Genomic DNA, 24,958 nt, shown 5'->3' on the forward strand with positions numbered 1-24,958 from the left:
GCCCGGGCGCAGGCGCCTGGTGGTCTCGGACGGGAGCTGCCCGGCGGAGGCGGCGGGCGCGGGGCCCTGGGCGGGGGCCGAAGGGGCGGGGGCCGAAGGGGCGGGGACGGCCTGCCCGGAAGGGATGACGGGAGGCGCGACCGGCACAGTGTCAGGCGTGGCAGGCGGCACGGGCAGCGCGGGCCGGGGCACGGGCGCGGCAGGTACGGACGGATCGGGAGCGACGGGAGCGACGGGAGCGCCCGGAGCGGCAGGGGTGCCGGGCGGGACGGAGGCGCCGGGCGGGGCCGGTGGGCGGGGCGGCACGGGAGCGTGCTGCGCCTCGGTACTCATCCGTCCCCCTGGTTCGCCTCGCGTACGCACCGCTCGCGGAACACGCACCCGGGCAAGCCCGTCGGTCGCCGCGTGCCGGTCACTCTACGGGCTACGGGCGGACCGCGGGGAACGGGTCCGTCCGGGCGCGATGTCCGTGCCGCCCGTTCCCGGGTCGGCTCTCCCGTGCCGGGTCCGGAGGAACGCGAAGACCGGGAACAGCGATTCTCCCGCAGCCCCTTACCGATGGGTAAGACTCTCTGGCAAGCTGCCGACATGACTGTGCGCGCCACCGACAGGGCCCGTTACGACCGGGCCACCGCCCATCTCGACGCACCGATCGCGGTGGTCGACCTGGAGGCTTTCGACGCCAACGCCGACGACCTCGTCGCCCGCGCCGGCGGGAAGCCGGTCCGGGTGGCGAGCAAGTCCGTCCGCTGCCGGGCCCTGCTGGAACGGGTGCTCGCCCGGCCCGGGTTCGCGGGGATCATGTCCTTCACGATGGCGGAGTCGCTCTGGCTGGCCCGGGCGGGCTTCGACGACGTGCTGCTCGCCTACCCGTCCGCCGATCGTTCGGCCTTCGCCGAGCTGGCGGCGGACCCGAAACTCGCCGCCTCGGTGACGGTGATGGTGGACGACCCGGCGCAGTTGGAGCTGATCGACGCGTCGCGCGCGGGGGGCACCGAGGAGATCCGGGTCGCCCTGGAGCTGGACACCTCGCTGCGCCTGCTGGGCGGCCGGGTCCGGGTGGGCGCGCTGCGATCGCCTCTGCGCTCCCCCGCCCAACTCGCCGACCTCGCACGGTCGGTGGCACGTCGTCCGGGCTTCCGCCTGGTGGGCCTGATGGCGTACGAGGGGCACATCGCGGGAGTCGGGGACGCGGTCTCCGGGCGCCCGCTGCGGTCCCGGGCGATCCGGCTGATGCAGGCGACCGCCCGCAGGGAACTGGTGGTGCGCCGCGCCGAGGTGGTCCGCGCGGTGCGTGCGGTGGTCCCGGATCTGGAGTTCGTGAACGGTGGCGGCACCGGCAGTGTGCAGCACACCGCCGCCGAGTCCGCGGTGACGGAGATCGCGGCCGGTTCGGGGCTGTACGTCCCCCGGCTCTTCGACAACTACACGTCGTTCTCCGGCCGTCCGGCGGCGCTCTTCGCGCAGCCCGTCGTCCGCAGGCCCGGGGTGGGCGTGGTGACGGTGCTCGGCGGCGGTTATCCGGCGTCGGGCGCGGCGGGCGCGGACCGGCTCCCCGTCCCGTACCTGCCGCAGGGACTGCGTTACGACCCGCAGGAGGGGCCGGGCGAGGTCCAGACGCCGTTGCTGGGGTCGGCCGCCGACGATCTGCTGATCGGCGACAAGGTGTGGTTCCGGCACGCGAAGGCGGGCGAACTGTGCGAGCGGTTCGACGCGTTGCACCTGATCGAGGGTGACCGGATCACCGCCACCGTACCGACGTACCGGGGCGAGGGGCAGACCTTCCTCTGAGCGCCGCCCGCCCGCGTCGATCCGGCTGTGGCAGGCTCGGGCTCTCGACCGCGTCGGCGAAGGAGTGCGGCCATGCCCCAGTACACGGCCTCCGTAGGGGTGGCCGGTTTCCGGTTCGACGGGTTGCGGGAACTGCTCGGGCGGGCCGGGCCGGCGCGTTCGGGCGACGAGCTGGCGGGGGTCGCGGCGCGGAGCGACACGGAGCGGACGGCGGCCCGGATCGCACTTGCCGAAGTGCCGCTGCGGGACTTCCTCGAAGACCCGGTGGTGCCCTACGAGGACGACGAGGTCACCCGGCTGATCGTCGACACCCACGACACCGGGGCGTTCGCGCCGGTCGCCGGGATGACGGTCGGCGAGTTCCGGGACTGGCTGCTCTCCTACCGGGCGACTCCCGAGGCGCTGGCCGCGCTGGCGCCCGGGATCACGCCGGAGATGGCCGCCGCGGTGAGCAAGCTGATGCGCAACCAGGACCTGGTGCAGGTCGCCCGGGCGTGCACGGTCGTCACCCGGTTCCGGAACACGATCGGGCTGCCGGGGCGGCTCTCGGTGCGCCTCCAGCCGAACCACCCCACGGACGATCCCCGGGGCGTCGCCGCCTCGGTGCTCGACGGTCTGCTGTACGGCTGCGGGGACGCGGTGATCGGCATCAACCCGGCGTCCGACTCCCTGGCCGCCGTGACGGATCTGCTGCGGCTGACGGACGAGATCCGGCAGCGGTACGCGATCCCGACGCAGACCTGCGTCCTCACCCACGTGACCCGGACGATCCAGGCGATCGAGCGGGGCGCACCGGTGGACCTGGTCTTCCAGTCCGTCGCCGGGACCGAGGCCGCCAACCGGGCGTTCGGCATCGACCTGGCGCTGCTCGCGGAGGCGCACGACGCCGGGCTCTCGACGGGCCGGGGCGAACTCGGGGACGACGTCATGTACTTCGAGACCGGCCAGGGCAGCGCGCTCTCCGCCGACGCCCACCACGGCGTCGACCAGCAGACGCTGGAGGCCCGTGCCTACGCCGTGGCGCGCCGGTTCCGTCCGCTGCTGGTCAACACGGTGGTCGGCTTCATCGGCCCGGAGTACCTCTACGACGGCAAGCAGATCATCAGGGCCGGCCTGGAGGACCACTTCTGCGGCAAGTTGCTCGGTCTGCCGATGGGCGTCGACGTCTGCTACACCAACCACGCCGAGGCCGACCAGGACGACATGGACAACCTGCTCACGCTGCTCGGCGTGGCGGGCTGCACCTTCGTGATGGGCGTCCCGGGCTCGGACGACGTGATGCTGAACTACCAGTCCACCTCCTTCCACGACGCGCTGTACGTACGGTCGGTGCTCGGGCTGCGCCCCGCGCCGGAGTTCGAGGCGTGGCTTGAACGGATGGGGATGTACGACTCCGAGGGCCGGGTGGTGGCGCCCGTCGCGAACAGTCCGCTGGTCTCCGGTCTCGCCGCGATGATCGGGGAAGCGTGAGCGGGCCGCTGGAGTACAGCGGCCCGGACCTCTGGGAGCAGTTGCGACGGCACACCACGGCCCGGGTGGGGCTGGGGCGAACGGGCCACGGGCTGCCGCTGCGGCATCTGCTGGAGTTCCAGGCGGCGCACGCACAGGCGCGGGACGCGGTGCACCAGCCGGTGGACTTCGCCGCCCTGCGGCCTGGTCTCACGGGCCATCCGGTCGCCGAGGTGCGCAGTGCCGTCCCGGACCGGGCGGCCTATCTGCGCCGCCCGGACCTGGGCCGGCGGCTGCACCGGGAGGACGGGCCGCGCCTGGCGGGGCTGCCCGGGGGCGGACCGCTGGTGGTGATCGCGGACGGGCTCTCCGCCACGGCGGTCCAGCGCCACGCGCTGCCGCTGCTGGACGAGTTGGTCCCGCTGCTCACCGGCGGGAGCGGCGGGGGTGGCGGGGACCGCGCGTCCGTCCCGGTGGTGCTCGCCTCCCAGGCACGGGTGGCGCTCGGGGACGAGATCGGGGAACGGGTGGGTGCCCGGCTGGTGCTCGTACTGATCGGCGAACGCCCCGGGCTCAGCGCCGCCGACAGCCTCGGCGTCTATCTGACGTACGCACCCCGGACCGGGCGGCGGGACGCGGAGCGCAACTGCGTCTCCAACATCCACCCGCCGGCGGGCCTCGGCTACCGGGCTGCCGCGCGCACGATCGCCTCACTCGCCGAGGGGGCGGAGCGGCTCGGCCTGTCCGGGGTGGCGCTGAGCGGGGAGGAGCCGGGCGGCCCGGCGGCGTTGGCTCCCCCCGGCCCGGGCTCGTGAAGTCTTGAGGGACGGCGCGCGGGCGGGAACGCCTCACTCACGGCTGACGGTCACCAGCTCCGCCTCGTAGGCGAGGATGACGAGTTGCACCCTGTCGCGGGCATCGAGCTTGGAGAGCAGGCGGGTCACGTACGTCTTGGCGGTGGCGCCGCTGATGCACAGGTTCTCGGCGATCTCGGCGTTGGTCAGGCCGCTGCCGATGAGGGTGAGTACCTCACGCTCGCGGTCGGTGATGCCTTCGAGGCGGCGCGGCGGGGCGGGAGTTGTCGCCACAGACGGAACTCGGGCGGCGAACTCGGCGATCAGACGGCGGGTGACGCCGGGCGCGATGAGGCTGTCGCCGGCTGCGACGATGCGGACGGCGGCGAGGATGTCGTCGAGCGCCATGTCCTTGACGATGAAGCCGGAGGCCCCCGCGCGCAGGGCGCCGTAGACGTACTCGTCGTCGTCGAAGGTGGTCAGCATCAGCACGCGGGTGCCGCTCGGGCCTGCGGTGATGCGCCTGGTGGCCTCGATGCCGTCGGTGCCGGGCATGCGGATGTCCATGACGACGACGTCAGGGGTCAGCCTCTCGGCGAGCGCGACGGCTTCGGCGCCGTCGCCCGCCTCGCCGACCACTTCCATGTCCGGGGCGTCGGTGATGACCATCTGCAGGGCTGCCCGGACCAGCGGCTGGTCGTCGGTGAGCAGGACACGGACGGTCACGGCGCCGCCACCTCCGTCGGGTTGTGGTGGGTGGGCCCCGGCAGGGGAAGCCGGGCCGCCACGTGGAAGCCGCCCCCGGGACGCGGCCCGGCGGTGAACTCGCCGTGCAGCAGGGCGACGCGCTCGCGCATACCGACGAGGCCGTAACCGGCGGTGGACGCGTTGCCCGGGCCGCGGCCACCATCGGTGATCTCCAGGGCGATCTCCGTCTCCCGGCAGTCGACGCGCACCCGGCAGGAGCGGGCATCGGCGTGCCGGACCACGTTGGTGACCGACTCCTGGACGATGCGGTACGCGGACAGGTCGAGGTCCGGTGGCAGCGGCCGTCGCTCCCCCTTCCACTCCACGACCACCCGCACCCCCGCGGCCGTGGTGGCCGCGGCCAGCCGGTCGAGGTCGTCGAGGCCGGGTGCCTCGTGCAGCGGGGTCCCTTCGGGGTCGGCCGCACGCAGCGCGCCGAGCATCCGCCGCAACCCCGACAGGGTCTCCCGGCTCGCGTTCTCCACCTCGCCAAGTGCCTCCCGGGCCCGTGACGGCTGGCTGTGGATGACGCGGCGGGCCGCGCCGGCCTGCAGGGCGACGATGCCGAGGGTGTGCGCGACGACGTCGTGCAGCTCGCGGGCGATGCGCAGCCGCTCGTCGGTCACGGCCTGAACGGCCGCCTGCGCTCTGACCTGTCCGGCGTGGAGCCGCGACTGGCGGGCCGAGTCCCCGAGCAGCCAGGCGACCAGCACCGTGAGCGCCACGGCGAGCTGCCCGGTGGTGTTGATGGTGCCGCCCCCGTACAGCCGCACCGTCAGCGGAATCACCAGGACCACGAACGCCATTCCCGCCGCACAGGCCGAGTCGCGGCGGGGTGTGGTGGCCGCGACGAAGTACAGGGCGACGTCCGGCGCCAGAAACTGGACCAGCGGGAACTCGGCCGCCTGGCCGAGCACCGCTGCCCCGAGCGCCGAGCCGATCAGCAGCAGGGCGTAGGCCACCAGCGGGGCGCGCTCCAGCAGCCGACAGGCGGCGAACACCAGGGCGGCGGCACCCAGCAGAATCGGCCAGCTCACGAGCGTCGGGGCGAAGCCGGTGGCGGCGGCGCCGTCGCGGGCGCTGTCGCCCGGCAGGACGAGGAACTCGTCGACGCACGCGAAACCCATCGCCCCGACCCAGACGAGCGCCGTCCAGCGACCGGGCGACAGGCGTCTGAGCAAAGGGAGTTGGCCGGGGAGCGCTGACATGCCGCGATCCTAGGGGCCGCGGCGGGCCAGGTCGTCGGACCGTGGTCGTACAACCACGGGTGACACCCCCGCGACCGTGGCTGACAGAGACGGCGCACGATTGCCGACCGTGAGCCGATGCTCCCGTACCGGCCCGGCCGCCATCGTGGACGCCATGATCGAAGCCAGCGAACTCACCAAGAGGTACGGCGGGAAGACCGTCGTGGACGCTCTGACCTTCACCGTCCGACCGGGCCGTGTCACCGGGTTCCTCGGGCCGAACGGCGCCGGGAAGTCCACCACCCTGCGACTCGCCCTGGGCTTGCACGAGCCGACCTCCGGCACCGTCACCGTCGACGGCGTGCGCTTCCGCGACCGCCCGCGCGGTCTGCGCCACGTCGGCGCCCTGCTCGACGCGAACGACGTCCACGGCGGCCGTACGGGCCGTGCCCATCTCACCGCCCTGGCGCGCAGCAACCGCATCCCGCGCACCCGGGTCGATCAGGTCCTGGCGGAGGTCGGCCTGGCCGACGCCGCCCGGCGCCGGGTCGGCGGCTACTCGCTCGGCATGAAGCAGCGTCTCGGCATCGCCACCGCCCTGCTCGGCGAACCGCCGGTGCTGCTCTTCGACGAGCCGCTCAACGGCCTGGACCCCGAGGGTGTGAGGTGGGTGCGCGGCCTGTTCCGGCGGCTGGCGGCAGAGGGCCGCACGGTCTTCGTCTCCAGCCATCTGATGTCGGAGATGGAACACACCGCCGACGAACTCGTCGTCATCGGTCGTGGCACGCTCATCGCCGCGCAGAGCCTGGCGGCCTTCGCCGCCCACGCCGGCGCCGACTCCGTCACCGTACGGACCCCGGACGCCACAACTCTGACTCCGCTGCTGACGGCCGAGGGTGCGACCGTACGCGCCGACGGCGAACTGCTCACCGTCACCGGCCTGCCCGCGCCCCGGATCAGCGAGCTGGCCTTGCGGCACCGGGTGCTCCTGCACGAACTGACCACGCTCCGCCCGTCCCTGGAGGAGGCCTTCATGGAACTCACCGCCGACAGCGTCGAGTACACCGCCGGGGACGCCCGATGAACACCGTACGCTTCCGCGACCTGATCGCCGCCGAGTGGACCAAGACGTGGTCGCTGCGCTCGACCCCGTGGGTGTACCTGGTGACCGCGCTGGCGGCGATCGGCTTCAACGCGGGCCAGGCGTACGACACCTACCACTACTGGAACGAACAGAACGCCGGGAGCCACGCGCGGGAGTTCGTCCGGGACGGCATCCCCGTACAGAGCGTCTTCACCAACAACGCGAGTATCGTCTTCGCCCTCGCGACCCTTGCCATCGGCGCCGTCGCGATCGCCGGCGAGTACAGCACGGGGCAGATCCGCACCACCTTCACCGCGGTCCCCGCGCGGCGGTCGGTGATGGCGGCGAAGCTCGCGGTCACGGCGGGGGTCATGACCGTGTTCGGCGCCGTGGTCGCGCTGGTCTCCTTCTGCACGACCCAGGCGATCCTGGGCCTGAGGGGCGTGGGCGTCTCCATCGACCACCCGGGGGCCCTTCGCGCCGTCCTCGCGTCGGCCCTGCTCGCACCCGTCTGCGCCGTGGTCGGCATGGGGATCGGCGCCGTGCTGCGGCACGCGGGAACGTCGATCGTGGCGGGCGTCGTCGTCCTGCTGCCGGCACCCTTCCTCTTCAGCGAGGACCACCACTGGTCGGCCGTCCTCAACCACACCTTTCCGATGAGCGCGTGGAACCGCCTGATGGAGATTCCCTTCACCCCGCCGGTCCCCTACCCATGGACGTCCACCGGCGCCTGGATCGTCTACGCCGCCTGGGCCCTGGGTGCGGCGGCCGTCGCCGGGACAGTCGTACAGCGCCGGGATCAGTAGACCGACCGGCCCACGACGGCAGGCCGGTGATCGCCACGCCCGGTCCGCGCGAGGGGTCCTCAGCCCGTCCGCGCCGTCAGCGAGAGCAGGTCGCGGGCGGGCCCGGCCGGGCGGTGGCCGGTGGGCCAGACGGCACGCAGCTGGCGCCGCAGGCGTACGCCGGTGAGCTGGACGGGGACCAGCCGGCGGGCGGAGAGTTCCTCGCCGAGGGCCAGTTCGCTCAGGACGCACGGCCCCGCGCCGCTCTCGGCCGCGCTCTTCACGGCGGTCGTGGAGGAGAGTTCGAGGAGCGGCTGGGCCAGCCCGCCGTGCCCGGCGAGGGCCGCGTCCAGGACCTGGCGGGTGCCGGAGCCCCGCTCCCGGAGGATCAGCGGGGTCGCGGCGAGTTCCTGCGGGGTCAGCAGGGTACGGCGGCGGGCCCAGGGGTGGACGGGAGCGACGACGACGACCAGGCGGTCGTGGGCGACGACCGTGCCGTCGAGCCCCTCCGGGGTGGTGAGCCCCTCCACGAACCCGAGGTCGGCCTCACCGAGGAGGAGCCGGTGGGCCACCTGTTCGGAGTTTCCGGCGAGCAGTGAGACGGCGGTGCCGGGGCGTTCGGCGCGCAGGGCGATCAGCCAGCCCGGCAGGAGGTACTCGGCGATGGTCATGCTGGCCGCGACCCTCAGCCGGGAGTCCCGCCGGTCGCGCAGCGCCTGTGCCCCCGCGTCGAACGCCTCGGCCGCTTCGACGATCCGCCGGGCCCAGTCGGTGACGAGAGCGCCCGCGTCGGTGAGCGTGGAGCCGCGCGGCGAGCGGTCCAGCAGGGCGACTCCGAGCTGCCGTTCCATCGTGCGGACCCGGCTGGAGGCGGCGGGCTGGGTGATGCCGAGGTCCTTGGCGGCGCGGCCGAGGCTGCCGTGACGGGCGACGGAGAGCAGCAGTTCCAGTGCCCCGAGGTCGGGGACGCGATGGGACAGGGGTATGCGGGCGGGGTCGTCGGCGAGGCGGGGCATAACGTCAGCTTATGACCTCATAGACACGAAGTGTCTGGTGGGGCGGTGTGCGCGGGAGAGAATCATGTAATGGCCATCCATGAGCAGACCCTGACCCGGCCGCCGATCACACGTCCCGGCACCCCGGATCCCGGCACCCCGGGCTCCGACGCCGCGAAGTCCGATGCCCCGCGCCTGCCGTCGCTGCGGCACTTCGGACCGAACTGGTACGCGACGGTGATGGGCACCGCGATCCTCGCGAGCGCCGGTGAGGCGCTCCCGGTGGACGTCCCCGGCCTGCGGGGCGCGTGCACCGTGGTCTGGGCGCTCTCCGCCGTTCTGCTGGTGACCGTACTCACCGCCCGTACCGGGCACTGGCTCCACCACCGGGACCAGGCCCGGGCCCATCTGCTGGACCCGGCGGTCGCCCCGTTCCTCGGCTGTCTGCCGATGGCGCTGCTCTCGGTGGGCGGAGCCACGATGGTGGCCGGTACGCCGGTGCTGGGCGAGCGGGCCGCACTCGTGGCCGACGTGGTGCTGTACACGGCGGGCTCGGTGCTGGGGCTGGCCGTCGCGGTGACCGTGCCGTATCTGATGGTGGTGCGCCACCGCATCGACGTCGGCAGCGCCGCCCCCGCATGGCTGCTGCCGCTGGTCCCGCCGCTGGTCTCCGCCTCGCTCGGCCCGCTCCTGATCCGGCACCTCCCGGCCGGCCAGGGGCGTGAGGCGCTGCTCCTCGGCTGCTACGCGATGTTCGGGCTGACCGTGCTGGCGACGCTCGCCGTGCTGCCGCTGGTCCTGGCGCGGCTGCTGCACCACGGGCCGCTGCCCCTCGCGCTGACGCCGACGCTCTTCCTGGTGCTGGGTCCGCTCGGCCAGTCGACCACCGCGGTGAACCAGCTGGCCGACGTCGCGCCGGGCGCGGTGGGCGCTCCGTACGCGACCGGACTCGGGGCGCTCGCGGTGCTCTACGGAGTGCCGGTCATGGGGTTCGCACTGCTCTGGCTGGCCCTCTCCGTCGCCCTGACCGTGCGCGCAGTGCGGGCCGGCATGGGCTTCGCGATGACGTGGTGGGGGTTCACCTTCCCGCTCGGCACCTGTGTCACCGGGGCGGCCGGTCTGGCCCGTCACACCGGTCTGCACGCCTTCGGCTGGCTGGCCGAGGCGCTCTTCGTCTGCCTGGTGGCCGCGTGGGCGGTGGCCGGGGCGCGTACGGTACGGGGGCTGCTCGGCGGCACACTGCTCGCGCCACCGGTGCCGGCACGTCCCCTCGTGACGGCCTGAGCCCCGGGCCGCCCGCCCCGGGGCCCCTCAGCGGCGGGAGTCGTAGGTGGCGTCGATGTGCTCGGCCACCGCGACGACCAGCAGCCGGGTGCCGGGAAGGGTGGCCCGCCAGCGGTGACGTACCCCGCCGGAGAGGAAAAGCGTGTCGCCGCGGTCCAGGCGGTAGGCCTGGCCCTCCGCCTCCACCTCGACGGCGCCCTCGACGACGTACATGAGCTCGTCGTTGCGGTGCTGGAACTCGCGGCCGAGGTCCTGCTCCCCGATGAACTCCAGGGCGCTGAGCTGGTGGCGTCCGCGTACCACCCGGCGGGCACCGTCCTCGCCGCCGCCGCGCACCACGTCCACGGCACGTGCCGAGTCGGCGGCCTCGCGCAGCTTGGCGGTGGTGGTCTCCAGCGCCTCGGCGACCCGGGTGAGCGACTGTGCGCTGGGCCGGGCCCGCTCGTTCTCGATCTGGCTGAGGAAGGGCACCGAGAGACCGCTGCGCGCGGCCACCGCGGCCAGCGTGAGCCCCAGGGTTCTTCGGCGTCGGCGCACGGCGGCGCCCACCCGCAGTGCTTCCTTCTCGTCCTTCTCGCCCATGTCCGCTCCCTCCCGCCCGGCCATCCTCCCGGCTGCCAGCACCTTACGCACATGGTTGCGTGATTCCCTCACCGAGGAGAAGTTCCGGCAACGCGCGGGGGGTGGCCCCCGCCTCTCGGCGTTGACCACCCCTGACCTGCGCGGACGCGAATCCAGCCGCTACTGCGGCGCCATGGTGTCCACGATGGACGGATGGGCGTCCATCCAGGACTTCACGGCTTCCTCCTCGTGACCGGTACCGGCCTTGGCGATGCCGTTCTCCAGTCCGGCGAGCTGGTCCTCGCTCAGCTTGAAGTTTTTGAACCACTTCGTGAGCTGCGGGTAGTTCTCAGGGAACTCCTTGCTCGCGACCGTGTGCAGCCGGTCACCGGTGCCGAAGCCCTTCTTCGGGTCCGCCAGCTTGGTGAGGTCGTACTGGTCGTACGCCCAGTGCGGGGTCCAGAGCACGACGGCGATCGGCTCCTTCTTCGCGTACGCCCGCTTCAGCTCGGCGAGCATGCCGGGGGTGGAGGAGTCGACGACCTCGTACTCCTTGTCCAGGCCGTAGGCCGGCAGCACGTCGTTCTTCAGGTTCTCCATGGTGGCGGTGCCGGGTTCGATGCCGACGATGCGCCCCTTGAACTGCGAGGACTTGCCCTTGAGGTCGGCGAGCGACTTCACGTCCTTGACGTAGGAGGGCACCGCGACCTCGATGGAGGTGGGGCCGTACCAGGAACCGACGTCGGTCAGGTCGTCCTTGTACTTCTTCCAGTAGTTCGCCTGCGTGTACGGCAGCCAGCCGTCGAACTGGACGTCGATCTGGCCGCGCGACATCGCCGCGTACATCGGGCCGACCTCGAACTGCTTGAGGTTGATGGTGTAGCCGCGCTGCTCCAGGACCGCCTTCCACAGGTAGGTGGCGGCGATGTCCTCCTCCCAGGGGAACCAGGCGACGTTGAGGGCGCGGTCGGTCTCGTCCTTGCCGCTCGTCGCCTTGGACTCCTTGGCCGCCGGGGTCCACTGGGCGGCGGCGTCCGGGTTGGCCTTCAGCCAGGTGCGGACGGCGTCCTGCTCCTTGCCCGCGCCGGCCTTCTGGATCTCGGCCTCCAGACTGGTGAGCTGCTTCTCGCTCATCTTGAAGTTCTTCAGCCAGGACGCGGCCTCGGGGTTGTCGGCCGCGAAGCCCTTGCGGGAGAGGGTGTGGATACCGTCGCCCTTGCCCCAGAGGTTCTTGGTGTCCTTGAGCTTCGTCAGGTCGTAGTTGTCGTAGGCCCAGTGCGGCGACCAGAGCGGAACCACGATCGGTTCCTTCTTGGCGTACGCGCGCTTCAGCTCGGCCAGCATCGAGGGCGTGGAGCCGTCGACGACCTTGTACTCGCCGTCCAGGCCGTAGCCCGGCAGGATCTTGTCCTTCAGCAGGGCCGACTCACCGGCGCTCGGCTCGATGCCGACGATCCGGTTCTTGAACGAGGCGCCCTTGCCCTTGAGGTCGTCGAGGGTCTTGACGTCCTTCACGTAGCTGGGGACGGCCAGCTCCAGCGAGGTGGGGCCGTACCAGGAACCGAGGTCGTCCAGGCGGTCCTGGTACTTCTTCCAGTAGCTGGCGTGGGTGACCGGGAGCCAGGAGTCGGTCTCGAAGTCGATCTGGCCGTTCGCCATGCCGGTGTACAGCGCCCCGGCCTCGTACTGCTTGACGTCGACCTCGAAGCCCTGACGCTCCAGCAGCTCCTTCCACAGGTACGTGGAGGCGATGCCCTCGTCCCAGGGGATGTACCCCATGCTGATCTTCTTGCCCGCGCCGACGGACGAGGAGGACGCGGCGGTGGCGGAGGACCCGCCGCCGCCGAAGACGCCCATGCCGCCGGCGACCAGGGCGAGGATCACCACGCCGGTGAGCGCGACGGCGCCCTGCGGGCGGTAGTTCCAGAGCTTCGGGCCGCCGGCCAGGGCCTGGGCCTTGGCGAGCGCCCGGCGGCCCAGCGGGGAGACCTCGCGCCCCAGCGCGCCGGTCATCCGGTCCAGGTACATGGCGAGGATGACGATGGAGATGCCCGCCTCGAAGCCGAGGCCCACGTCGACGTTGCCGATGGCGCGGTAGACGGAGCCGCCGAGGCCGCCGCCGCCGACCATGCCCGCGATGACCACCATGGACAGGCCCAGCATGATGACCTGGTTGATGCCCGCCATGATCGTGGGCAGCGCGAGCGGGAGCTGCACACGCAGCAGGGTGTTGCGGGAGGTGGTGCCGAACGCCTCGGCGGCCTCGACGAGTTCGCCGTCCACTTGGCGGATGCCGAGTTCGGTCATCCGGACGCCCGGGGGCAGCGCGAAGATGATGGTGGCGATGATGCCGGGGACGACACCGACGCCGAAGAAGATCACGCCGGGGATCAGGTAGACCATGGCGGGCATGGTCTGCATGAAGTCCAGCACCGGCCGGGTCACCGCGCTGACGCTCTTGGACCGGGAGGCCCAGATGCCGAGCGGGACCGCCAGGACCAGCGTGACGATGGTGGCGACGAGCACCAGGGTGAGGGTGTCCATCGCCTCGTCCCACAGCTCGACGGAGTCGATGAGGGCGAATCCCACGAACGCGAGGACACCGGCGGGCAGTCCGCGCAGCCACCAGGCGATGACGGCGACGATGCCCGCGAAGAGCAGCGGGGCGGGGGCGGAGAGGACGGCCGCGATGCCGTCGAACATTCCGCTGACGAGGGAGCTGATGGCGTCGAAGAGCCAGGCGAGGTGGACCTGCAGCCAGTCGACCGCGGAGTTGACCCATTCGCCGAGAGGGAGCCTAAACACTGGCCACCTTCTTCCCGGTGAGGTCCTCCGACACGGTCTCCGCGTCGGACGCGGGGCCTTCGGTCATCCCGGCGTCGGGCATCGGCGCGGCGGGCTTCATCGGCTCGCCCAGTACGGCGAGGAGCCGCTCGCGCGGGACCACTCCGACCAGCCTGCCCCGCTCGTCGGTCACGGCGACCGGAGTGGCGCTCGACGCGCAGGGGGTGAAGAGCTCGATGATCGGCGTGGACTCGGCGACGGCGGCCGGGGCCGCGTCCAGCACGTCCTGCGGGGTGCGCAGTTCGGTGCCGTCCTCGGTCGTGGAGCCCATGACGGTGTGCGCTTCGGCCATGATGGCGCCGGCGGTCAGCACCCGGGCGCGGTCGACGTCCTGGGTGAAGGAGGCGACGTAGTCGTTGGCCGGGGTGACGAGGATGTCCTCGGCGGTGCCGAGCTGGACGATCTCGCCGTTGCGCATCACCGCGATGCTGTCGCCGAGGCGCATGGCCTCGTTGAGGTCGTGGGTGATGAAGACGATGGTCTTCTTCAGGCGCTTCTGGAGCTCCAGGAGCTGGTCCTGCATGTCCCTGCGGATCAGCGGGTCCAGCGCGCTGAAGGACTCGTCCATCAGCAGCAGGTCGGCGTCGGTGGCCAGGGCGCGGGCCAGCCCGACGCGCTGCTGCATGCCGCCCGAGAGCTCGTCGGGCCAGGACTTCTCCCAGCCGCCGAGCCCGGTCAGCTCCAGCGCCTCGGCGGCGCGCTTCTCGCGCTCGTCCTTGGCCACGCCCTGCACTTCCAGGCCGTACGCGGCGTTCTCCAGCACACTGCGGTGCGGGAAGAGCGCGAAGTGCTGGAAGACCATGCTGATCCTGGACGAGCGGACGTGGCGGAGCTCGCGCGGAGTCAGGGAGGTCAGGTCCTGGCCGTCGAAGAGCACGCTTCCGGCTGTGGGGTCCAGCAGTCCGTTGAGCATCCGCAGAAGCGTGGACTTGCCCGAGCCCGAGAGACCCATCACGACGAAGATCTGCCCCGGTTCCACGGTGAACGACGCGTCGATCACCGCTGCGGTCGTTCCGTCGGCACGCAGCTCGTCACGGCTCGCGCCGGCTTCGAGTTTCTCCACGGCCTGATCGGGTCGTCTGCCGAACACCTTGTACAGGTGTTCGGCCTGCAGCCTTGACACATACACCTCGCGGGTTGAACCGGAAACGGTCCACCACCCCCGTCGGCGGACCGTGGAGCGGCACGGAATCTGCCCGCATGGCACGTACACAAGTTGAAATTTGGACGTGATCCGCTCCGGTGCCGCGCCTGCCCCCACTTATGGGGAGCAAACACGAATGTGACCCGGGTCACCCGCCGGGTCCGGAACCACGCAGTCACGAGGAACGTCGCCCCGGGCCGCTGTCGGTGCCGTGGGGCATGATCGGGGGGTGACGCGACGCCTGATGCTCCTCGACACCGCCTCCCTGTACTACCGCGCCTACTTCGGCGTGCCGGACTCGGTGCGCGCACCGGACGGCACCCCGGTCAACGCGGTGCGCGGACTGCTGGACTTCATCGGCCGGCTGGTCCAGGACCACCACCCCGACGACCTGGTGGCCTGCATGGACGCGGACTGGCGGCCGGCCTGGCGGGTCGAGCTGATCCCGACGTACAAGGCACACAGGGTGGCGGTGGAGACCCCGGCGGGCCAGGCCGACGTGGAGGAGACCCCGGACACCCTCGCCCCGCAGGTCCCGGTGATCGAGGCGGTGCTGGACGCGGTGGGCATCGCCCGCGTGGGCGTCGCCCCGTACGAGGCGGACGACGTCATCGGCACGCTCACCGGCCTGGCGAAGGGGCCGGTGGACATCGTGACCGGCGACCGGGACCTCTATCAGCTGGTGGACGACGAGCGCGAGGTCCGGGTGCTGTACCCGATCAAGGGCGTCGGCACCCTCCAGGTGACCGACGAGGCGGTGCTGCGCGAGAAGTACGGCGTGGACGGCCGGGGTTACGTCGACCTGGCACTGCTGCGCGGCGACCCCAGCGACGGCCTCCCCGGCGTCCCCGGCATCGGCGAGAAGACGGCCGCGAAGCTGCTGGACGCCTACGGGGACCTCGCCGGCATCATGGCCGCCGTGGACGACCCCGCGGCGAAGCTGACCCCTTCGCAGCGCCGGCGGCTGGACGAGGCCCGGGACTACGTCGCCTTGGCGCCGAAGGTGGTGCGGGTCGCCGGAGACGTACCACTGCCGGCGTTCGACCCGGTACTGCCCCGCGAGGCGCGCGACCCGGTGGCCCTCTCGGAGCTGGCCGAGCGGTGGGGTCTGCGCGGGGCGCTGCAGCGGCTCCTGTCGGCGCTGCACTCCTGAGGGCCTCCCGGCCCTCCCGGCCCTCCCTCTTCCACAGGAAGCCGTGGTTTCCTGGCAGGCAGGTGCCCGTCCGGGCGCCTGGACGGGCAGGGTCCGCCCCGGGAGCACGTCGCGCACACATTGCTTACGGGACCAGCCGCGCCCCGACCGCCCGGCCGGTGCTAGCTTAGGTAGACCTAAGTTCAGAGTTTCCCGGGTGCCGAATCCCCGATCCCCGGGTCACCGCACGTTCCAGCACAGGGAGATCCACGTGGCGCGTCCGACGCGGCAACCGCCCAAGGGCAAGGGTGCGCAGGTCGTGCGCACCGAACAGATCACCCCCCACATGGTGCGGGTGGTCCTGGGAGGCGACGGCCTCGCCTCCTTCGACACCGAGGGCTTCGCCGACCATTACGTGAAGCTCTGCTTCGCACCCGAGGGTGCCGACTACGCGCACCCGTTCGACATGGCGGCGATCCGCGAGTCCTACCCGCGCGAGCTGTGGCCGACCACGCGTACGTACACCGTGCGCTCCTGGGACCCGGCCACCCGTGAGCTCGCGATCGACTTCGTGGTGCACGGCGACGAGGGCCTGGCCGGTCCGTGGGCCGCGAAGGCCTCCGTCGGCGACTGGATGACGCTCCTCGGCCCGGGCGGCGGCTACGCCCCGCAGGAGACGGCCGACTGGCACCTGCTGGTGGGCGACGAGAGCGCGATTCCGGCCATCGCCGTGGCGCTGGAGCAGATGCCCGCCAACGCCCGGGGCCACGTCTTCGTCGAGGTGTCCGACGCTTCGGAGGAACAGAAGGTGACCGTCCCCGCCGGGGTGTCGGTGAACTGGCTGCACCGGGGCGAGCGCCCGGTCGGCGAGCTGGTCACCGCCGCCGTGCTGGGGCTGGACTTCCCGGAGGGCGAGGTGCAGGCGTTCGTCCACGGTGAGGCGGGCTTCGTCAAGGAGATCCGCCGCTACCTGCGGGTGGAACGCCAGATCCCGCTGGACCAGCTGTCGATCTCGGGCTACTGGCGTCTCGGCCAGAACGACGACGCCTGGCGCGCCGTCAAGCGCGAGTGGAACGAGCAGGTCGAGCGCGAGCAAGAGAGCGGCACCGCCTCCGCCTGACCGAGCCGCACCGCGGGAGCCCCGGCCGTCCCAGGACGACGGCCGGGGCTCCTTCGCGTCCGGAGACCCGCGGACGTCCCGCCAACGGCCGGCGGTCCGTGGAAGGATTTCCGCACCGGTTCCGCTTCGGCCCCGGCAGGCCGATCACCCGAAGGGCCGACATTTCGCACGGGCGACCAATCCGAACGGCCCGCGGTTCCGAATCAGTGGGGAGTCCATGACCTTCCTGGGAGGAAGCCGCGTTGAAAGAAGCCGTGTACATCGGCCCCGTGCCCTCGGCCGGACCCGATCTCCAGGACCTCCTGGTCCAGGTCGCCCGGGGGGACCAGGACGCCTTCGCCCAGGTCTACGACACGGTCTGCGGGCCGGTCCTGGGCCTGATCCGTACCGTCCTGCGCGACCCCGCCCAGTCCGAGGAGGTCGCCCAGGAGGTGCTGGTGGAAGTGTGGCGGACCGCGCCGCGCTACCAGCCGTCCCGCGGCAGTGCCATGAACTGGGTCCTGACGCTGGCTCATCACCGGGCCGTGGACCGGGTCCGCTCCGCGGAGGCGTCCGCGGCGCGTGAGCACCGGGCCGCCCTGCTGGACCGCACACCGGCGTACGACGAGGTCACCGAGCAGGTCGAATCCCGGCTGGAGCGCGAGCAGGTCCGCCGCTGTCTGCGGACCCTGTCCGAGCTGCAACGCGAGTCGGTGACCCTGGCCTACTACCGGGGCCTGACCTACAGCGAGGTCGCCGAACTCCTCGGCGCACCGCTGGGAACCATCAAGACGCGGCTGCGTGACGGTCTGATCCGGATGCGCGACTGCCTGGGGGTGAACGCATGAGCACCACGGCGGAACTGCACACGCTCACCGGCGCGTACGCGCTGCACGCCCTCCCCGAGGACGAACGTCACGCCTTCGAGCGTCACTTGGCCGAATGCGGCGCCTGCGCGCAGGAGGTGGCGGAGCTCTCCGCCACCGCGTCCCGGCTCGCCCTCGCCGTCTCCGCGACTCCCCCGCGCGACATGCGCGAGGAGGTGCTGCTCCGGATCACGACCGTGCGTCAGGAGGCGCCGGGGCACGGCGCTCCGGGCGGTTCACCCGCCGTCCCGGGGCGGACCGGCAGGTGGACCCGGTACGCCCTGGCCGCCTGTCTGGCCGCCGCTGCCTCCCTCGGCGGAGTCGCGGTGTGGCAGAACCAGGTGGCGCGGGGCGCCCAGCAGGAGGCCGACAGCGCCCACCGGCAGAGCGAACTGCTGGCGCGGGTGCTCTCCGCACCGGACGCGAAGACGGCGTCGGCGGAGTTCGCCGCCGGGGCGCGCGGCACGGTCGTGGTGTCGTCGAGCGAGAACCGGGCCGTGTTCCTGTCCTCGGGGCTGGAGCGCCCGCCCGCGGGCAAGGTCTACCAGCTGTGGTTCGCGGACGGCGGGACGATGCGTTCGGCCGGGCTGATGGACCCGGACGCGGCGGGCGACGCGGTGCTCCTGGCCGGCCCGGTGGACGGTGCGTCGGGCATGGGCGTCACCGTCGAGCCCGCGGGCGGCTCGACGGCGCCCACCTCCGCGCCCCTCGCGCTGATGGACTTCCCGACGGCCTGATCCGGGGCGTCGTCGGGATGACGGCCCGGGAGCTCCCTCTGGAGGTCCCGGGCCCGCTCCGTACGTACGGCGGAAGGCCCGCGCGAGCTCAGTCCCGCCGGGGCGGCAGGGGGACGAAGCCGCTGGTACGCGCACGGTAGGCGGCCCAGCCCGGCCTGTCGGCCAGGTGGCGTTCCAGCAGGGCCTTGCCGCTTCCGCCCACGAGCAGCCAACTCATCAGCGCGGGGGCGACGGCGGTCGCCGCCGCGGCGGGCGGACTGTCCACGACGAAGAGGAACAGCCCCCACCAGACGCAGAAGTCCCCGAAGTAGTTGGGGTGCCGGGTCCAGGCCCACAAGCCCCTGTCCATGATCAGGCCGCGGTGCGCCGGATCGGCCTTGAACCGCGCCAGCTGACGGTCCCCCACCGCCTCGAAGGCGAACCCCAGGGCCCACAGCGCGCACCCTGCCCAGACCCACCCGGTGGGCGGGCCGTCCACGTACTGCGCGGCCTGTACGGGGGCGGAGACCAGCCAGACCAGGGCGCCCTGGAGCAGGTACACCTTGCGCAGCGCGTACAGGTCGGGGTGGCCGGGGGCCTTGGCCAGCATGGCCGCGTAGCGGGGGTCCTCGCCGTGGCCGCGTCCGCGGCGGGCGATGTGCAGGGCGAGCCGGAGACCCCAGACCACGGTCAGGACGGTCACCAGGAGACGTCGCACCCCGTCGCCGTCGCCCGCCGACATCCGGTACGAGACGAGGGCGACGGCCGCGAACCCGATGCCCCAGGCGACGTCCACCACCCGGTGCACCCCCTTGTGCAGGGCCACGGTGAAGGTGACGAGCATGACCGCCAGGGCGGCCCCTGCCGCGGGGGCGAGCCCCTGGGCGAACGCCGCCCACCCGAAACCGGTCACCGGCCCGCGCCCAGTCCCTCGTACCAACCGTGCCGGGTGGCGGGCATCGCCGCCGCTCCCGAGGCGCCGGGGCGCACGCAGAGGATCTGGTCGACGCCCATCCGCCGTTCCTCGAAGGCGAGGGCGCCGCCCACCAGGTAGAGCCGCCACACCCGGGCGGTCTCCTCCCCCACCAGCGCGACGAACTCCGGCCAGCGCGCCTCCAGGGTGCGCCGCCACGCCTCCACCGTCAGGACGTAGTGCTCGCGCAGCGATTCGACGTCACGCACTTCGAGTCCGGCTCCCTCCAGCAGCCCGACGGTCTCGCCGAGGGGCCGCATGTGCATGTCGGGGGCGATGTAGGACTCGATGAAGGCGCCGCCCCCGGGTGCGGTGGCTCCCCGGGACATCTGCTGGACGAGCGCCCGGCCCCCGGTACGCAGCACGTCGTGCAGGAGGGCGGTGAACGCGGGGTACTCGGCGTCGCCGACGTGCTCGCCCATCTCGACGGTGGACACCGCGTCGTAGCCGGCCCGGAAGTCCGGCAGGCCCCGGATGTCCCGGTAGTCGCGGTGGTGTACCTCGACACGGTCCTCCAGGCCGAGTTCGGAGACCCTCCGGGTCACGTGGGCGGCCTGTTCGGCGGCGAGCGTGACGGCGGTGACCCGGACGCCGTGGTGGCGCGCCGCGTACAGGGTGAGCGAGCCCCAGCCGCAGCCGATGTCCAGCAGCCTTCCGTCCGGGCCGAGCCCGAGCTTCCGGCAGATCAGTTCGAGCTTGTCGCGCTGTGCGTCGGCCGGTCCGTAGCCGGGCTGTCCCTGGGCTGTCCAGTAGCCGCAGGAGTAGGCCATCGTCTCGTCGAGCAGGAGCGTGTAGAAGGCGTTGGACAGGTCGTAGTGGTGGCTGATGGCGGCCCGGTCCCGTGCCTTGCTGTGGAGGGCCCCGCGCAGCCCCGCCCGGGAGGCCGGCACCGGCGGGCGGGCGCCGAGCGCACCGAGCCGTACGGCGGTGGCCGCAGCCCTGAGCCGGTCGCCGAGTCCGGGCGCGGGCGGGTGCGGCCCCCTCTCCCGGCCTGCCGCGCGCAGGGCGCGCAGTCCGTCGGCGAGGTCGTCCGCGAGGTCGATGTCGCCGGTGATGTACGCCTCGGCGAGGCCGAGTTCGCCGGGCTGCCAGAGCAGCCGGCGCAGGGCGCGGCGGGATCGCACGTGCACGGTCGGCCCGTCGGCCGGGCCGGTCTCGCTGCCGTCCCACATGCGTACGCGTACCGGCAGCGGGCCGCCGAGGAACCGCTCGACCAAGGGTTCGACGCGCTGGGCGGCGCCGTACGGTGCGGCCTCGCGGGCGGCGGCACGCGGCGTGTTCCGGGGGTGCGGCACGGTGGCGGGGTCCGGGACGGCGGTCGCGCCGGGGCCGGGTGCGGCTTGGTCGTGGGGCGGGTTCACGCTGCTCTCCTGCGGTGGGGGTAGGGCCGGGCGGCGGGCGGAAGGATCGGCGGCGGGGCTCACGGCGTCCCGGGGCGGACGAGCAGGACCTGTTCGACGTTGAGGTAGCCCGAGCGGAAGCCGGCCTCGGAGTAGGCGAGGTAGAAGGTCCACATCCGCCGGAAGGTCGCGTCGAAGCCGAGGGCGTCGACCTCCTCGGCACGTTCGTGGAAGCGTTCCCGCCACAGGCGCAGGGTCTCGGCGTAGTGGGTGCCGAACCGGGCGCGACGGTCGGTCCGCAGGCCGGCCCGTGCCGCGTTCTCCTCCAGCGCCCGGCTGGAGGGGATCAGCCCGCCGGGGAAGATGTACTTCTGGATCCAGGTGTGGGTGGCACTCGCCGCCCGCATCCGGTCGTCCGGCATGGTGATGGCCTGGAGGGCGATCCGGCCACCGGGAGCGAGGCGCGCCTCCAGGGTGCGGAAGTAGACGGGCCAGTACTCCTCGCCGACGGCCTCGACCATCTCGACGCTGACGATCGCGTCGTACTCCCCGGTGACCTGCCGGTAGTCGCTCAGGCACACGTCGACCCGGTCCTCCAGTCCGGCGTCCCGGACACGCCGGCGGGCGAGGTCCCGCTGTTCGGCGGAGAGCGTGACCGTGGTGACCCGGGCGCCCCTGGCCGCGGCGCGCAGCGCCAGTTCGCCCCACCCGGTGCCGATCTCCAGCAGCCGGGTGCCCGGGCCCACCTCGGTCAGGTCGAGCAGCCGGTCGATCTTGCGGTGCTGCGCGGCCGGGAGCAGGGTCCGGTCGGCCGGAAACCCCCGGAAGAGGGCGGCGGAGTAGGTCATGGTCTCGTCGAGGAAAAGCGCGAAGAGGTCGTTCGACAGGTCGTAGTGGCGGCTGATGTTGTCCCGTGCGCCGTCCGGGGTGTTGGCCTGTTCAGCGGGCTGCCGCGGCGCCCAGAGCGGGCGCAGCCGCTGGAGCGGCGCGGGGACGAGTTCGGCGACGTGGCCGGCGAGTACGGAGAGCACGGCGACGGGGTCGGGGGCGTCCCACTCCGCCGCCATGTAGGACTCGCCGAAGCCGATGAGCCCGTCGGTCCCGATGCGGCGGAAGAACACGTCGGGGCGGTGGATCTCCAGCAACGGGCCGCCCAGGCCGAGGCGTTCGCCCCCTGCCAGCCGGACGCGCAGCGGGAGGCGGCCCAGGGCGTGGCGGACGACGTGTTCGGCGACGACGGACCTCGGCCGGGAGGCACGACGGGGCCGGACGATGTCGGGCCAGCGCTCCGGGTCGGGGGCGGGGAGCACGGACGGGAAGCAGGGGGAGGTGGACACCTTCACCGCATGCCTTTCTGGGTACGGGGGCGGGGACGCGGGACCACCGGTAGTCCGCGCAGGTGGAGGCGGATGCCGTGGAACCGGATCGCGGCGGAGACCACGACGGTCGGCCAGGGGTGGCGTGCGGCCAGTCGCAGCAGCGCGGCCGGCCCGGCGGGGCGACCGGTGCCCCGCACGGTGGCGGTGAAGGGGCGGCAGCCGTCGCGTTCCAGATGGACGGTCAGTGCGAGTCGGGCCCCGGGTTCCGGCAGCCGCATCCGGTAGGAGCCGTCGACGGGGAAGAACGGCGAGACGTAGAAGTCCTTCTCGGCCGAGGCCGTGCCGTCCGCGCCGGGGCGCAGGAGGTAGGCGTGGCGTTCCCCGTACGTGTTGTGCACCTCGGCGACGACGCAGAGCGGGGAGCCGTCCGCGCGATGGCACCAGTACACGGTGAGGGGATTGAAGACATGGCCGAACACCCGGGCCTGGGTGAGCATGCGCACCGGGCCGTTGCCCAGTTCGACGCCGTGGGCCTCCAGGAACCGGCTGAGCCCGGCGCGGATTCCGGGGGCCGTGCCGCCGAAGTGGTCCCGGGCGTCGAACCGGGCGAGCGGGGCCAGGGGGCGGGGCAGGCGCGGGGGGCGGTCGGGGTCGATGCACCAGAGGTAGGTGCGGTGGCGGAAGGCGTAGCGGCCCGGCCGCGTGCGTACGTGGGTGATGGTGCACGGGTACAGCACCGCACCTCCGGGAACGTCCGTCACCAGGTCACCCCCAGCGCGTGGGCCGCCTCGGCTCCGGAGCGGCAGCCGTCCTCGTGGAAACCCCAGCCGTGGTACGCCCCCGCGAACGCGGTCACCGGTCCGGAGAGCGTGGGCAGCCGTGCCTGGGCGGCGACCGACTCCGGCGTGAAGAGCGGGTGTTCGTAGACCATCGAGGCCCGGACGCTCTTCGGGTCCACCCGTCCGCCGTCGTTCAAGGTGACGACGAAGGTCTCGGGGGCGTCGAGCCGTTGGAGCCGCGTCATGTCGTAGCTGACCGTGACCTGGCGGGCATCGGCCGCGCACGAGGGCATCAGGTAGTTCCAGGAGGCGCGGGCCCTCCTGGAGTCCGGCAGGAGCGTGGTGTCGGTGTGGAGCAGGGTGGTGTTGCGGGAGTACCGGAACGCGCCGAGGATCCGGGTCTCCGCGTCGGTGGGGTCGGCGAGCATCCGCAGGGCCTGGTCGGGATGCGTGGCGACGACCACGCGGTCGTACCTCTCCGTGGTCCCGTCCCCGGTGACCAGTTCGACGCCGTCGTCGTGCCGGCGCAGGGCGCGGACCGGGGTGGCCGTGCGTACCGCGGAGAGCCGCTTCGCCACCAGGTCGACGTAGGACCGGGAGCCGCCGGTGACGGTGCGCCAGACCGGCGAACCGCCGAGGGAGAGCATGCCGTGGTGGGCGAGGAAGCGGAACAGGTAGCGGGCCGGGTAGCGGAGCGCCGTGACCGGGTCGCACGACCAGACGGCGGAGACCACCGGGGTGAGGAAGTGGGCGCGGAAGTAGGCGGAGAAGCGGTGGCGCTCGGCGAACTCCCCCAGCGTGAGGAGCCCTTCGCCACCGGCACCCTCCGGCTCCGCGAGCAGTACGCGAGCGGCCCGGTGGAAACGGGGCACCTCGGCGAGCATCCGCAGATAGGAGGGGCGCAGAGCCGCGCGGGGCCGGGCGAAGAGCCCTGACGCTCCCAGGGCGCCCGCGTATTCGAGCCCGCACCCCTCGCACCGGACGGACATCGACATCTCCGACTCCTGGGTACGGACACCGAGTTCGTCGAAGAGCCGCAAGAGATGCGGATAGGTCCGGCGGTTGTGGACGATGAAGCCCGAGTCGACGTGGTGCACCCGGCCGTCCGACGAGGTCAGCTCGTGGGTGTGTGCGTGCCCGCCGGGACGGTCGTCCGCCTCGTAGAGCGTGACGTCGTCGGTCTTCGTGAGCACATGCGCGGCCGTCAGCCCCGCCACCCCGCTCCCGACCACGGCCGTGCGCCGCCGTACCGCTGCCATTCCCGCTCCTTCCGCCAGTCCGTCCCTCGCCGCCACGGCCGCCCTGAACGGGGCCGCGAGCTGCGGGGCGCCGGTCGAACAGGCGCCCCACGAAGTTGTTCGTCGCCGACGGCCACGCGGATTGGCCGGAACCAGGGCGTGATCCATTCGAGTGAACGACCAATCCGTCGGCCGCCCGGCCCCGAATCCCTCGTGTGACAGCAGATCGGAACGAAGCGCGAAGGCAGGGGCCCACCGGGTCCCGGCGCTCCCGCTGGGTGCGCGCCGCACTGGCCGCGCTCAGCGGGCTGATCGCCGGGTTCTGCGCCCTGTGCGTCGCGGAGTTGGCCGCGGCGGCCGTACGTCCGGAGGCGGGCCCCGTCACGGCGGTGGGGGGAGCGGTCATCGACCGCACTCCCCCCGCGGTGAAGGACTTCGCCGTCCGGAACTTCGGCACGGACGACAAGCTGGTGCTGCAACTGGGCATCCTCGTGCTGCTGGCGCTCTTCGCGCTGGCGGTGGGGGTCCTGGCGCTGCGTCACCGGCGGGTCGGCGCGTCGGCCGTTCTGCTCTTCGGGCTGGTCGGAGCGGTGGCGGCGGTGGGGCGGCCCGAGGGCAGCCCGTCGGACGCGCTGCCCTCGGTGGTCGGTGCGGTCGTCGCGGCAGGAGTGCTGTACTTCCTCGCCGGACGGCTGGCCCCGGTCCCCGCTCCGGCCCAGGTCCCGTCTCCGTCTCCCGCGGCTGGGGAGACGGAAACGGGACCGGTACACGCCCCGGACGCGGAGGCGGGTCCCGCGCCCGCCTTCGACCGCCGGGGCTTCGTGATCGCCG

21 protein-coding genes and 2 pseudogenes are annotated in these 24,958 nt (G+C 72.7%); 11 read left to right on the forward strand and 12 right to left on the reverse strand.

Annotated elements, in window-relative coordinates:
• Window positions 1–333: pseudogene (locus ACWD3D_RS13805) on the reverse strand (hypothetical protein); the annotation flags it as partial.
• A 255-nt stretch (window positions 334–588) separates the two neighbouring features.
• Between ACWD3D_RS13805 and ACWD3D_RS13810 the strand changes: the two are divergent.
• The 3 genes from ACWD3D_RS13810 (at window position 589) to eutC (ending at window position 4,055) form a co-directional block, all read left to right on the forward strand.
• Complete coding sequence (locus tag ACWD3D_RS13810; RefSeq protein WP_451461092.1) at window positions 589–1,791, forward strand: amino acid deaminase/aldolase; 1,203 nt, start codon at window positions 589–591, stop codon at window positions 1,789–1,791.
• 72 nt (window positions 1,792–1,863) lie between these two features.
• The gene (locus ACWD3D_RS13815) at window positions 1,864–3,261 is read left to right on the forward strand and encodes an ethanolamine ammonia-lyase subunit EutB (protein WP_451461093.1); all 1,398 of its coding nucleotides are present in this window, start codon (window positions 1,864–1,866) and stop codon (window positions 3,259–3,261) included.
• Complete coding sequence (gene eutC, locus ACWD3D_RS13820) at window positions 3,258–4,055, forward strand: ethanolamine ammonia-lyase subunit EutC (protein ID WP_451461094.1); 798 nt, start codon at window positions 3,258–3,260, stop codon at window positions 4,053–4,055. The genes ACWD3D_RS13815 and eutC overlap by 4 nt, the downstream gene beginning before the upstream one ends.
• Before the next feature lie 33 nt (window positions 4,056–4,088).
• Here the strand turns inward: eutC and ACWD3D_RS13825 are convergent, their stop codons facing one another.
• Together ACWD3D_RS13825 and ACWD3D_RS13830 are read right to left on the reverse strand one after the other, a co-directional pair.
• Window positions 4,089–4,760 carry a response regulator gene (locus ACWD3D_RS13825; RefSeq protein ID WP_451461095.1) on the reverse strand — a complete coding sequence of 224 codons (672 nt, stop codon included), beginning with the start codon at window positions 4,758–4,760 and terminating at the stop codon, window positions 4,089–4,091.
• Window positions 4,757–5,989, reverse strand: coding sequence for a sensor histidine kinase (locus ACWD3D_RS13830; RefSeq protein WP_451461096.1), 1,233 nt, complete (start codon window positions 5,987–5,989; stop codon window positions 4,757–4,759). Before ACWD3D_RS13830 ends, ACWD3D_RS13825 begins: the two co-directional genes overlap by 4 nt.
• Before the next feature lie 154 nt (window positions 5,990–6,143).
• Between ACWD3D_RS13830 and ACWD3D_RS13835 the strand changes: the two genes are divergently transcribed.
• Both ACWD3D_RS13835 and ACWD3D_RS13840 read left to right on the forward strand, forming a co-directional pair.
• Window positions 6,144–7,052 (forward strand): ATP-binding cassette domain-containing protein, encoded by a 909-nt coding sequence (locus tag ACWD3D_RS13835; RefSeq protein WP_451461109.1) that lies wholly within the window; start codon window positions 6,144–6,146, stop codon window positions 7,050–7,052.
• Window positions 7,049–7,858: an ABC transporter permease gene (locus ACWD3D_RS13840; protein WP_451461097.1), complete on the forward strand. Its 810-nt coding sequence runs from the start codon at window positions 7,049–7,051 to the stop codon at window positions 7,856–7,858. The genes ACWD3D_RS13835 and ACWD3D_RS13840 overlap by 4 nt, the downstream gene beginning before the upstream one ends.
• 59 nt (window positions 7,859–7,917) lie before the next feature.
• Here ACWD3D_RS13840 and ACWD3D_RS13845 read toward each other — a convergent pair whose 3' ends face one another.
• Window positions 7,918–8,853, reverse strand: a complete 936-nt coding sequence (locus tag ACWD3D_RS13845; protein ID WP_451461098.1) for a LysR family transcriptional regulator — start codon at window positions 8,851–8,853, stop codon at window positions 7,918–7,920.
• A 69-nt stretch (window positions 8,854–8,922) separates the two neighbouring features.
• Here ACWD3D_RS13845 and ACWD3D_RS13850 point away from each other — a divergent pair, with 69 nt between their 5' ends.
• On the forward strand, window positions 8,923–10,116 hold the full coding sequence (locus tag ACWD3D_RS13850; protein WP_451461099.1) for a TDT family transporter: 1,194 nt from the start codon (window positions 8,923–8,925) through the stop codon (window positions 10,114–10,116).
• 27 nt (window positions 10,117–10,143) lie between these two features.
• Here the strand turns inward: ACWD3D_RS13850 and ACWD3D_RS13855 are convergent, their stop codons facing one another.
• From ACWD3D_RS13855 to ACWD3D_RS13865, 3 genes are all read right to left on the reverse strand, one after another.
• Window positions 10,144–10,698 carry a helix-turn-helix domain-containing protein gene (locus tag ACWD3D_RS13855; protein WP_451461100.1) on the reverse strand — a complete coding sequence of 185 codons (555 nt, stop codon included), beginning with the start codon at window positions 10,696–10,698 and terminating at the stop codon, window positions 10,144–10,146.
• Window positions 10,699–10,857: 159 nt separating this feature from the next.
• Entirely contained in the window at window positions 10,858–13,482 is a 2,625-nt protein-coding gene (locus tag ACWD3D_RS13860) for an ABC transporter permease/substrate binding protein (protein ID WP_451461101.1), read from the reverse strand.
• Entirely contained in the window at window positions 13,475–14,644 is a 1,170-nt protein-coding gene (locus tag ACWD3D_RS13865) for a quaternary amine ABC transporter ATP-binding protein (protein ID WP_451461102.1), read from the reverse strand. Before ACWD3D_RS13865 ends, ACWD3D_RS13860 begins: the two co-directional genes overlap by 8 nt.
• A 265-nt stretch (window positions 14,645–14,909) precedes the next feature.
• Between ACWD3D_RS13865 and ACWD3D_RS13870 the strand changes: the two genes are divergently transcribed.
• The 4 genes from ACWD3D_RS13870 (at window position 14,910) to ACWD3D_RS13885 (ending at window position 18,499) form a co-directional block, all read left to right on the forward strand.
• Complete coding sequence (locus tag ACWD3D_RS13870; protein ID WP_451461110.1) at window positions 14,910–15,818, forward strand: 5'-3' exonuclease; 909 nt, start codon at window positions 14,910–14,912, stop codon at window positions 15,816–15,818.
• A gap of 250 nt (window positions 15,819–16,068) precedes the next feature.
• Window positions 16,069–16,917 carry a siderophore-interacting protein gene (locus tag ACWD3D_RS13875; protein ID WP_451461103.1) on the forward strand — a complete coding sequence of 283 codons (849 nt, stop codon included), beginning with the start codon at window positions 16,069–16,071 and terminating at the stop codon, window positions 16,915–16,917.
• A gap of 242 nt (window positions 16,918–17,159) precedes the next feature.
• A complete protein-coding gene (locus tag ACWD3D_RS13880; RefSeq protein WP_387369991.1) occupies window positions 17,160–17,744 on the forward strand; it encodes a sigma-70 family RNA polymerase sigma factor in 585 nt (194 codons plus the stop codon).
• Window positions 17,741–18,499: an anti-sigma factor gene (locus tag ACWD3D_RS13885; protein ID WP_451461104.1), complete on the forward strand. Its 759-nt coding sequence runs from the start codon at window positions 17,741–17,743 to the stop codon at window positions 18,497–18,499. The genes ACWD3D_RS13880 and ACWD3D_RS13885 overlap by 4 nt, the downstream gene beginning before the upstream one ends.
• Before the next feature lie 88 nt (window positions 18,500–18,587).
• On the opposite strand, the gene ACWD3D_RS13890 is transcribed toward ACWD3D_RS13885, so the two are convergent.
• The 5 genes from ACWD3D_RS13890 to ACWD3D_RS13910 all read right to left on the reverse strand — a co-directional run bounded on the left by ACWD3D_RS13890 (window position 18,588) and on the right by ACWD3D_RS13910 (window position 24,148).
• Window positions 18,588–19,391 carry a DUF1295 domain-containing protein gene (locus tag ACWD3D_RS13890; RefSeq protein ID WP_451461105.1) on the reverse strand — a complete coding sequence of 268 codons (804 nt, stop codon included), beginning with the start codon at window positions 19,389–19,391 and terminating at the stop codon, window positions 18,588–18,590.
• Window positions 19,388–20,746 (reverse strand): class I SAM-dependent methyltransferase, encoded by a 1,359-nt coding sequence (locus tag ACWD3D_RS13895; protein ID WP_451461111.1) that lies wholly within the window; start codon window positions 20,744–20,746, stop codon window positions 19,388–19,390. Before ACWD3D_RS13895 ends, ACWD3D_RS13890 begins: the two co-directional genes overlap by 4 nt.
• A 125-nt stretch (window positions 20,747–20,871) precedes the next feature.
• On the reverse strand, window positions 20,872–22,134 hold the full coding sequence (locus tag ACWD3D_RS13900) for a class I SAM-dependent methyltransferase (RefSeq protein WP_451461106.1): 1,263 nt from the start codon (window positions 22,132–22,134) through the stop codon (window positions 20,872–20,874).
• Window positions 22,131–22,871: a DUF1365 domain-containing protein gene (locus ACWD3D_RS13905; protein ID WP_451461107.1), complete on the reverse strand. Its 741-nt coding sequence runs from the start codon at window positions 22,869–22,871 to the stop codon at window positions 22,131–22,133. Before ACWD3D_RS13905 ends, ACWD3D_RS13900 begins: the two co-directional genes overlap by 4 nt.
• Window positions 22,868–24,148, reverse strand: a complete 1,281-nt coding sequence (locus ACWD3D_RS13910; RefSeq protein ID WP_451461108.1) for an NAD(P)/FAD-dependent oxidoreductase — start codon at window positions 24,146–24,148, stop codon at window positions 22,868–22,870. The genes ACWD3D_RS13905 and ACWD3D_RS13910 overlap by 4 nt, the downstream gene beginning before the upstream one ends.
• 257 nt (window positions 24,149–24,405) lie before the next feature.
• Here ACWD3D_RS13910 and ACWD3D_RS13915 point away from each other — a divergent pair.
• Window positions 24,406–24,958 (forward strand): annotated as a pseudogene (locus ACWD3D_RS13915) (molybdopterin-binding oxidoreductase); the annotation flags it as partial.

The sequence above is a fragment of the Streptomyces sp. NPDC002690 genome (assembly GCF_053592415.1).